The sequence below is a fragment of the Amycolatopsis sp. NPDC051071 genome (assembly GCF_040682875.1).
Taxonomy (GTDB): domain Bacteria; phylum Actinomycetota; class Actinomycetes; order Mycobacteriales; family Pseudonocardiaceae; genus Amycolatopsis.
Genome location: NZ_JBFBBY010000224.1, coordinates 1 through 10,088 on the forward strand (window position 1 = coordinate 1; position 10,088 = coordinate 10,088).

The following is a 10,088-nucleotide window of genomic DNA, read 5'->3' on the forward strand; positions in this document are numbered from 1 at the left end:
GTTGAGGGTTGCGAAAGTGCCCTTCGCAACACCCTGCGGACACCGGCACCGGCACCGGCACCCACCGCCACCCCCAGTACATGAAGGCCCCCTTCCTGTACCTAGGCGCAAGGAAGGCCCCCTTCCTGTACTTGGGAACCACGCGAAGGCCCCCTTCCCGCACGACGCACAGGACCGCAAGTAGTCGACTACTTGCGGTCCTGCGGTAGCCAGGAGAAGGATGCCCGGCATGTCCGAAGGAGCCGGCGGTAACCGAAGCATCGGCGTGGTCGCGCTGTGGATCGTGCGTGTCGCGCTGGCCGCGGAGTTCCTCTACAGCGGCTATCTGCTGTTCGCGGGTGGCCACACCGAACAGACCTTCGCCGAGATCGGGCTCGGGCAGTGGCTCAGGTATGTCACCGGCGTCCTCGAGGTCGGCGGCGCGATCGGGCTGCTCATCCCTCGTCTCGGCGGGCCCGCGGCGCTGCTGCTGGCCGGCGTCATGGTGGGCGCGAGCATCACCGAGCTGTTCATCCTCACCGACGGCGGCCCGGTGCTCCCGCTGGTCCTGTTGATCGTTTCCGCGACGCTGGCGTGGTTTCTGCAGGATCAGACCAAGGCGCTCCTCGGGATCGAACCGCAACTCGACGACGAAGAACTCTGAAATTGGACCGCAGTCCAAGTTTATAGTCGAGTCACATTTTAACCGACGGTCTCACATTAACCCGTCGTCGTACCTTGGATCACCGTCATGGACGGCAAAACCGCAGGTCAGAGGCTTGAAGAAACGGCAAGAAAGGCCAAAAGAATTGTGTCAGACAATTCTTTCAAGGGCCATAAAAGCCACTTGAGGGCCACCGGATAACACCACAATACCATTCCAAAAATCATGAGAAGAATCCACCGAAAAGACCATAGACGCAGGTCAAGCTCATGATCACCGGGACTGATTTGCCGCTGCACCACCGAACAGCACCGGCCCAACGGGGTGAACCGGGAAATTAGCGGGAATGCAGACGTCACCGCCACCATGGATCGCATTCCAGCTATACCGTTCAGCACGGAAGGCCCGGTGATCAGATTGACCGAGATGATGGGTGTCAGCAGGACGGTGAGCGGACCCGCTGCCGTCAAGCCCGAGGCCACCAAGCCTGAGGCCACCAAGCCCGTGGACGCCGAGCAGCAGCGTGACGAGCCGGAGCCGTTCCTGGTCGACACGACCCAGGTCGACGACTCCCGCTTCGTCACCACCGCGCGTCCGCCGGCGTCGCACCCCTACTTCACTGACCACACCGGCCCGTCGCTGATCGACCCGTTGCTGCTGCTCGAATGCTGCCGCCAGGCCGAAACGCATGCGGTCCAGACGCAGTACGGCGTCACGGCGGACACGCGTTCGCTGATGCAGTCCTGGTCGCTCGAGGCGTACCCGCTGCTCACGTCGGGCCTGTCGATCGGGCCCGCCGAGGTCATCATGTCGGTGCACACCCGCGACGCCGTCTGGCGGGCGGACTCGCTGCGTGCGCAGTCCTACCGGATGCAGGTCTTCGTCGCCGGGCTGCACCTCGCCGACGTCGGGATGCGCGTGAAATACGTCCCCGACGACGTCTACCAGGCCATGCGCCGCAGCCACGACGGCCCGGTCGACGCCGACGAGCTGACCCCGCACGGACCGGTCACGGTCAAACCTGACCGGATCGCGCGATCCAAGCCGGAGAACGTCGTACTGGTCGACCCGCAGCTGGGCCCGGACAAGCTGTGGGCCGGGCTGTACCTCCCGACGGGCCCCGGGCCGTTCGGCGGGCTCACCGACCATGTGCCCGAGCTGGCGCTGGTCGAGGCCGGCCGTCAGCTGGCCGTGCTCGCGGCGAGCGCGTTCAACGACGTGCCGCCCGCGAACTGGTCGCTCACCGGGATCGACGCGTCCTTCGCGGGGCACGCCGAGCTCGGCACCCCGCTCCTGCTCGTCGCCGACCGGCCCGACGAGGGCCGCACCGACGCGAGCTTCCAGGTCACCTTCGAGCAGTCGGGCGAGACCGTCGCCGAAGCGTTCTACACCGGCGGTCTGCCGGCTTGATCCTCCCGTCAGAAGAGAAAAGCGAGGCAGTGATGACGATCGAACTGCTGCGGCCGCCGCAGGCCGTGATCCAGTACGACTACCACGACCTGGCCGGGCTGATGGGCCTGATGACCGGGCACTCCGACGCGGAGACGTCGTCGGCGCTGGACGTGCTGTGGGTGCTTTACGACCGCGTCCTGCAGGTCAGCCCACGGCGGATCGACGACGACGAACGCGACCGTTTCTTCCTGTCAAAGGGAAACGACCCCAAGGCCTACTACGCGGTGCTGGCCGCGACGGGTTTCATCGAGCCTCGGCTGCTGACCGGGTACGGCGACTACGACAGCCCGCTCGGCCTGCACCCGGACCGCGTGCTCGTGCCGGGCGTCGAGGCGAGCAGCAGCCGCGGTCACGGCCTCCCGCTCGCCGTCGGGACCGCACTGGGCCTGCGCGCCCGCGGGCTGGAGCAGCCGCGGCTGTGGGTGATGCTCGGTGACGGCGAGCTGGACGAAGGCGCCAACCAGGAAGCCGTTTCCTTCGCGGGTCACGCCGAACTGAACCGGCTCAACGTCGTCGTGATCGACGACTCCGGCAGTGCCGCCCGGGCCGCGGAACTGCAGCGGCGGTTCGCTTCCGAAGGCTGGTCGGTGCAGCACGTCGACGGGCACGACCACGGCAAGCTGGAACTCGCCTTCACCGGCGCGCCGGACAACCGGCCGCACGCCGTCGTGGCCCGTGTCCGAAGCAGGCAGGCGATTTCGCGGAGCTGAGGGAAATGATGGCATCGACCTGTGAACGGCGGTTCGCCGACAGCGACGCGATGCGCGAGCGTTTCACCGCGGTGATCACCGACCTCGTCGCTGAGGATCCGAGGGTCGCCGCGGTGTTCGCGGACTTCAGCTGGGACCGCCTGTCCGAAACCGCCCGCGAGCATCCCCGGTTCTTCAACGTCGGTGCCCGCGAACAACTTCTGATAGACGTGGCGGGAGGGCTCGCACTCGCGGGCCTGCGTCCCGTCGCGCACACCTCCGCGGGATCGCTCACGGAACGACCGTTCGGCCGGATCAGGATCGGGCTGAACCTGCAGGATGTCGGGGCGGTGCTGGTCAGCGCCGGCGCCTCCTTCGACCTCGACGTCGACGGGCGGGCGCTGAGTTCACCCGCCGACGTCGCGCTCATGGCCACGCTGCCCGGCTGGCGGATCAGTGTTCCCGGGCACGCGGACGAGGCCGAAATCATGCTTCGCGAGGCGTCGCGTGGTTTCGACCTCGAGTACATCCGCCTGTCAACGCAGACGAACTCCCGTCCTTATTGGACAGGAGAAGACGGTTTCGTGGCCTTGCGTCTGGGGGTCGACGGCACCGTGGTCGCGGTCGGGCCGATCGCCGACACCGTGCTGGCCGCGGTGGGCGATCTCGACGTGACCGTGCTCTACGCGCCGAGGATCCGGCCGTTCGACCGGGAAACGCTACTGGCGACGCTGTCGGTTCCGGACGTGGTACTCGTCGAGCCTTATCTGACGGGCACTTCGGCGGCGGAGGTGAGCCAGACGCTCGCCGACGTCCCGCACCGGTTGCTGTGTCTCGGTGTCGCCGCGAGGGAAGTACGGCGCTTCGGCACCCCGGAGGAACACGCGGCCGCCTACGGCCTCGACGTCACGGGACTACGATCCCGCATCACCGCCTTCATCGGGGGTTGAAGGCAGGCAATTCGGCACCTGGTCGCGGTACTTATCGCAACCAGGTGCCGAATTGCGTCGCAGGCCAGCCACAACACGCGCAAGCAGGTGCCGGATGGCGGTCGTCCCCCGACGGGCTACCGCCATCCGGCACCTGCTTGCGAGAGCGAGGCCTCACGCGACGTCGACGCCGGCGCCGGTGAGCCACGGGATGTCCGCGAGCCGCACCGGGTCGGTCGGCGAATCGATCATGATCTTGCGGTGCAGGTTCTGCAGTGTCCGCGAGGGCTCCAGGCCGAGGTTCTCCGACAACCCCTGCCGCAGATTCCGGTACACCGCGAGCGCCGCGTTGCGCCGCCCCGTCATATGCAGCGCCAGCATCAGGCAGGCGTGCAGTGACTCGTCGTATTCGTCCATCGGGATCAACGCGCGCAGATCGCCGATCAGCCCCGCGTACCGCCGCAGCCGCAGTTCCAGCACGACCCGGCGCATCAGGACGGATTTGTTCTCCTCGTTCAGGCGGGTGATCTCGCCGTAGAGCACCGGCCCCGGGAACACGTCGGCCAGCGGCGCGCCACGCCACAGCTCCAGCGCCTCGCGGAGCAGAGCCGAGGCCTGCTCCAGATCCCCGGTCGCCTCGGCCGCCGAAGCCTCCGCCACCAGCTGCCGGTGCGTACGCAGATCCGACCGTCCGGTGACGAGATTCAGCTTGTACCCCAGCGACTCCGTGCTCAGCAGCCGCTTGGCCGTCTGGCCGCCGCCCGGTTCCCCCAGTGCGACCGCGAGCTTCTTCCTGATCTGCATCACGCAGTTCTGGATCGCGTTCGCCGAATTACGCGGCGGCTCCTCCCACAATTCCCGCTCAATGGTACGCGATTGCACGATCCGGCCCTGGTTCAGCAAAAGGAGGGCGAGCAACTGTTTCGCCTTCATCGCGGGTGGCACGATGGAAACGCCGCCGACTTCGATCTGCAATGGCCCCAGAACGGTGACGACGGCTTCCCAGGATTCCGGATCGCGAGCAGCCGAACGCAGTCTTGCCCGCCGGTCCGCCGGTGCTGTCATGGTCATGGCGAGTACCCCCGAATGCATGTCCTCGACCCGCGGCCTCCTGCCGCGAGACCGGCCACCAGTCGCCCGATTTGCGTAGGTCGGGACCGGACCTCTGGCGGTCACCTGACCAAATGTACCAGGGATCAAAGTTGTACTCAAGTCATACTTCAGAGTGACACAGATCACAGTTTAGATTGCGAAGAGGCCTTATGTCTGAAATGCCTGCCCCATTCGGCCTACACGTAGCTACTCGCTGCGGCCCTCGACGCGCCCATGGACGCCGATGCCCACCATGAATGGTTCGCCAGAAAGGCAAGGTCAAAGTTGACTTGGAGTATAACTTTGGATCGAAGGCGCTGAGTGCCGAGGCACCGGCGCACCAGGTTTGGACAAATGATCTTGGGGGATTAAATGTCCGGTCTTTCGCGTATTTCCGCCGATCCCGAATCAATCGGCGTCGTAGGTATGGCATGCCGGCTGCCCGGGGCTCGGAACATCGACGAGTTCTGGCAGGTCCTGACGGGCAACGTCACCTCTGTGAGCGAAGTCCCGTCCGACCGTTTCGACATTTCTTCGTTCTATTCCCCGGAGCCGTCGACGCCCGGGAAAACGCTCTCCCGCTTCGGTGGTTTCCTGGCCGACATCCGCGGTTTCGACGCGGGCTTTTTCCGCATTTCCCCGCGCGAGGCGAAGGTGATGGACCCTCAGCAGCGGCTGCTGTTGCAGGTCGTCTGGGAGGCGCTGGAGGACGCGGGCATCCCGCCGTCTTCCCTCGCCGGTACCGAAGCCGGCGTATTCGTGGGCCAGGCGACGGGCGACTACGCCACCGTCACCGGAACCCAGTCCGGCTCCGACGTCCTCGGTGTCACGGGCAGCGCCTTGCGGGCCGTCACGGCCGGTCGTGTTTCACACGCCTTCGATCTGCGCGGCCCGAGCCTCGTCATCGACACGGCCTGTTCCTCGTCACTGGTGGCGGTCCACTTGGGACGGCAGAGCCTGCTGACCGGCGAAACCGACATCGCCATCGTCGCGGGTGCGAACCTGGTGCTGAGCCCGGCGGACGCGATCTCCTACTCGCAAGGCGACATGCTCTCGCCGGACGGGCGCTGCAAGTTCGGCGACCCGGCCGCCGACGGTTTCGTCCGAGGGGAAGGCGTCGTCGCCATGATCCTCAAGCGCACCGTCGACGCGAAGTCCGGCGGCGACCGTATCCGCGCGTCGATTCGCGGCAGCGCGGTCAACAACGACGGGCTCGGCAACGGACTGCTGCTCAAACCCGCCGCCAGCGGCCAGCGCGCGGTGATCCGGGCCGCCTGCCGCAGCGCGGGCGTGCATCCGTCCGAATTGGACTACGTCGAGGCACACGGCAGCGGGACCCAGGCCGGGGACGCCGTCGAACTGGAGGCGTTGTCGGACGTCCTCGACGCCCGCCGGACCTCGGACGCGCCGCTGTACGTCGGCTCGGTCAAGTCCAACGTCGGGCATACCGAGGCCTCCGCCGGCATCACCGGGCTGACCAAGGCGGTGCTCATCGCCGAGCACGGCTTCCTGCCTGCCACCCTGCATGTGACCGAGCCCGGTGCGGTCCGCGCCAAGACGCCGCTGCTCGCCCTCGCCACCGAGAACCGGGACCTGGCGCCACGCGGCGAACACGCACTGCTCGGCGTCAGCTCGTTCGGCATCTCCGGCACCAACGCCCACGTGATCGTCAGCGACCGGGACAGCAGACCGCCCGATCGCGGCGGCGAGAACTCCCAGCCGGGCGGGCCGCACGTGCTCGTGCTGTCCGCGCGTTCGGAGGTGTCGCTGCGAAGCCTGGCCGCGACCTACGCGAGTTACCTCTCCCCCGGCGGCGACGGCGAGAACCACGCGCTGGGCCGGATCTGCCACGCCGCCGCGACCACCCGCGACGCGCTCCCGTACCGGATGTGGGTCACCGGGAGCACGCACGAGGAGATGGCGGGCGAACTCCGTTCCCTCGCCGAGGGACTGCCCGCGGCGGGCGGTGCCTGGCAGCGGGCGGGTGGAGCGGCCAGGACGGCGTTCGTCTTTCCCGGCCAGGGTGGCCAGTGGAACGGCATGGGCAGGCGGCTGCTGGAGACCTCCCCGGTCTTCCGTGCCGCCATGGAACGCTGCGACGCCATCGTCCGCGACGAACTCGGCTGGTCGGTGCTCGACCGGCTTCACGACGACGGTCAGGAAGGGAACACGGCCGTCCAGGACGTCCAGCCGGTGCTGTGGGCGTTCGAGGTCTCGCTGGCCGAACTGTGGCGTTCGTGCGGGGTCGAACCGGATCTCTGCCTCGGCCACAGCATGGGTGAGGCCGCCGCGGCCTACCTCTCCGGCGCGCTGTCGCTGCGCGATTCCGCCGCGGTGATCTGCCGCCGCAGCAAGCTGATGGCGGACGTCTCCGGCACCGGCACCATGCTCGCCACCGAACTCACCGCCGAAGAGGCCGCCGGATTCGCCGCCGAGGAGAGCGGGGTGTGTGTTGCCGCCGAGAACTCGCCGCGGTCCACCGTGCTCTCCGGCGAGGCCGACGCGATCGGCCGCGTCGCGGCGCGGATCAAGGAAGCGGGCATCCACTGCCGGGAGATCAAGGTCGACGTCGCCTCCCACTCCCCGCTCATGGACGGCCTCCTCGCCGGCCTGCGCGGTCTGCTCGCCGACCTGGAGCCGCGGCCTCGCCCGGCTTCGGTCACCATGCTCTCCACCGTGCACGGCCGCGAGATCGGGGACGCCGAACTCACCGCCGCCTACTGGGCGGCGAATTTGCGCTCGCCCGTCCGGCTCGCCGCCGCCGTCACCGGGCTGGTCGCCGAGGCACCCGCCGTCCTGGTCGAACTGAGCCCGCATCCGGTGCTGCTCGGCGCGCTCCAGGACTGCCTCGAAGGCAGCCCGGACTCCGCCGCGGTCGCCGCGCAGACCCGGCACATCCCCGAGGACGTCGCGCTGGTGAAGGCACTCGGCAAGTTCTTCGCCGCGGGCGGCGCGATCGACTGGAACGTCTACTACGGCGGCACGCGCCCGCATCTGCCGCTGCCCACCTATCACTGGGACCTCGAAGACTTCTGGACCGCCACCACCCTGCCGGTCCCCACCGGCCCGCCGGCCGCGGCCGGGCACACCACCATGATCAGCCTCGGGGAACTGGGCACGCTGGACGGCTGCCGCGAGACCTCGCTCAACGGCACCACACCGGTCCCGGCGGCCGCGTACCTCGACGCCGCGCTCCGTGCCGTCACCGACGGAAGCGGCGACGTCACCTTCCCGCATCTGGTCCCGTCGGAACCGGACAACCTCTGGGCCCTGCACGACGTCCGGCTCAGCGGCGACCTCATCTACTGCGACAGCCACGACGTCCGGCTGGAAGTCCGCATGGAGGAGACGTCGTCGGCACTCGAACGCCGGTTCGTCCTCAGTGCCGCGGCCGACGGCTCCGCCGGCCGGGTGACCGGGGAACTGCGTGGATACCCGGCGGCGTCGCATCCGATGGCCGAAGGCGGCGGCAAGCAACTCGACGCCGCGCTGTCCCGCTGCGACAAGTTCCTCACCAAGACCGAGTTCGACCGGGTGGCGGCCGCCCGTGGCTTCCGGTTCCCGTCGGGCTCGGGAGTACTGCAGGCCTGGCGGCGCGAGGGCACCGCTGTCGCACTCGTGCGGCCGTCGTCGACGAGCCGGTTCGCGTTGCTGGAAACGGCGATGCGTGGCCTGATCGCGGCATGGCCCTCCACCGGCGCGGACGCGGGCCGCTCGTACGCGGTCACCGCGATAGAGGAGGTGGCGATCCGGCAGGTCCCGCCGGGTGAGTTCTGGAGCATCGTCTGGTTCAGCCCTGGCGGCGCGGCGCGGCCCGCGCAGGCCGACGTGCTGGTGCTGAGCCAGTCCGGGCAGATGGTGGCCTCGATACAGGGCATCAGCCTGACCCGGCTTCCCGCCTCCGGTACGGCGGCCGCGCCGGAAGAGAACCGGATCGAGAAACTGGACGTCGTCGCCCAGCCCGAGCCGGTTCAGCTTCCCGAGGGCGCCGACGTCCGGCTCACCTTCACCCGGCACGTCGCGACCGTGCTCGGCACGATCCCGGCCAGGGTGGATCTGCACAAGTCGCTGCGTGACATGGGGCTCGACTCGATCATGGCGACCCAGCTGAGGCGGCTGCTGAACGAGTCGACCGGCGTCCAGCTGAGCGCCGCTCACCTGCTGGAACCCGACAGCGCGGAACACATCGTCACCCGGATCAGTACGGCTTCCACCGCCATCGGCGCCGCCTGACCTGGGAAAACGATTGAGAGGATGGGTGAGCGGGGTTACCTCTGCTCACCCTCCCGCTCGCTTCACTCCGGGTCAAAGTTGTACTATGGTTCAATGAGTTGGGCTTGAGAGTTGAGGGGATGTGCCGTGACTACAGATTCAGCCAGAGAGGCTCCGCTCGGGCGCCGCGAGCGGCACAAGCGGCTGGCCAAGCAGCGGCTGTACGACAGCGCCTTGGAGCTGTTCACCGACCGTGGCTACGAGAACACCACCATCGAGGACATCGCCGAACGGGCCGATGTCGCACGCGGGACCTTCTTCAACCATTTCCGCCGCAAGGAAGACCTCGTTTCGATGTGGGGTGAGAAACGCCGCCAATACCTCACCGAAGAGATCATTTCCACGCGACCGGACACGAGCATCATCGCCGATCTGGAAAACTGCATGACCGCACTCGGCAAAATGAACGACAGCGCGTGGACACAGACGAGGACGATGCTGCTCGCCTGGGTCAAAGCCGGCCGCCCGTTACTGGAAGAACCCTACGCGGCCGACATCTTCGCGCGGATCATCGAAACCGGGATCGAGCGCGGCGAAGTGACCGGAACCCTGGATTCACACCGGGTCGGCAACCTGCTGCGAGACGCCTACCTCGGCACTCTCTACCGCTGGACGCATTTCGAAAACCCGCCCGCACCACTGGCGGACGAACTCATCGCGGTACTGCACCTGATACTGGAAGGCGTACTGCCGCGCGCCGTCGTGGCCGCTTGAGCCGAGACCGCATCGACCATAACGCTCACGTGAGGGCCGTGAGCGTTATTCGTCATGCCTTCTCTTCGGCGGGCGCTGGGCTTGTCTCACGCAATTCGCAACACCGCGAATCGGGCTGACGGACCGAAGGAGGCTGAAGCGGGCGGCGGTCGGCGAGGCAGGTCCGTGAAGGACCCCTTCCCTCGGCTCAGCCGAGGAAACTCGCCCTTCACACCTTCCCCGAAGTACAGGAAGGCCCCCGCGCGGGGGGCGGGCGGCGCGGGGGGGGGGGGGCGGGGGGTGGGGGGGGGGGCCGGG

At 67.8% G+C, this 10,088-nt stretch carries 7 protein-coding genes; 6 read left to right on the forward strand and 1 reads right to left on the reverse strand.

Translation table 11 applies throughout. The annotated features are described in order from the left end of the window. Positions 1 to 229: 229 nt before the first annotated feature. The 4 genes from AB0M65_RS37735 (at position 230) to AB0M65_RS37750 (ending at position 3,734) form a co-directional block, all read left to right on the forward strand. Entirely contained in the window at positions 230 to 643 is a 414-nt protein-coding gene (locus AB0M65_RS37735; protein WP_364039295.1) for a DoxX family protein, read from the forward strand. Between the two features lie 408 nt (positions 644 to 1,051). Beyond that, positions 1,052 to 2,053 (forward strand): AfsA-related hotdog domain-containing protein, encoded by a 1,002-nt coding sequence (locus AB0M65_RS37740; protein ID WP_364039298.1) that lies wholly within the window; start codon positions 1,052 to 1,054, stop codon positions 2,051 to 2,053. A gap of 32 nt (positions 2,054 to 2,085) precedes the next feature. Continuing rightward, on the forward strand, positions 2,086 to 2,805 hold the full coding sequence (locus tag AB0M65_RS37745) for a transketolase (RefSeq protein ID WP_364039301.1): 720 nt from the start codon (positions 2,086 to 2,088) through the stop codon (positions 2,803 to 2,805). Positions 2,806 to 2,810: 5 nt separating this feature from the next. Continuing rightward, positions 2,811 to 3,734, forward strand: coding sequence for a transketolase (locus AB0M65_RS37750; protein ID WP_364039304.1), 924 nt, complete (start codon positions 2,811 to 2,813; stop codon positions 3,732 to 3,734). Between the two features lie 153 nt (positions 3,735 to 3,887). Here AB0M65_RS37750 and AB0M65_RS37755 read toward each other — a convergent pair whose 3' ends face one another. Next, positions 3,888 to 4,784 carry an AfsR/SARP family transcriptional regulator gene (locus tag AB0M65_RS37755; protein WP_364039306.1) on the reverse strand — a complete coding sequence of 299 codons (897 nt, stop codon included), beginning with the start codon at positions 4,782 to 4,784 and terminating at the stop codon, positions 3,888 to 3,890. Between the two features lie 393 nt (positions 4,785 to 5,177). Here AB0M65_RS37755 and AB0M65_RS37760 point away from each other — a divergent pair, with 393 nt between their 5' ends. Both AB0M65_RS37760 and AB0M65_RS37765 read left to right on the forward strand, forming a co-directional pair. Further along, entirely contained in the window at positions 5,178 to 9,038 is a 3,861-nt protein-coding gene (locus tag AB0M65_RS37760) for a beta-ketoacyl synthase N-terminal-like domain-containing protein (RefSeq protein WP_364039309.1), read from the forward strand. Between the two features lie 126 nt (positions 9,039 to 9,164). After that, positions 9,165 to 9,791, forward strand: coding sequence for a TetR/AcrR family transcriptional regulator (locus AB0M65_RS37765; RefSeq protein ID WP_364039312.1), 627 nt, complete (start codon positions 9,165 to 9,167; stop codon positions 9,789 to 9,791). The last annotated feature ends 297 nt before the right edge of the window (positions 9,792 to 10,088 follow it).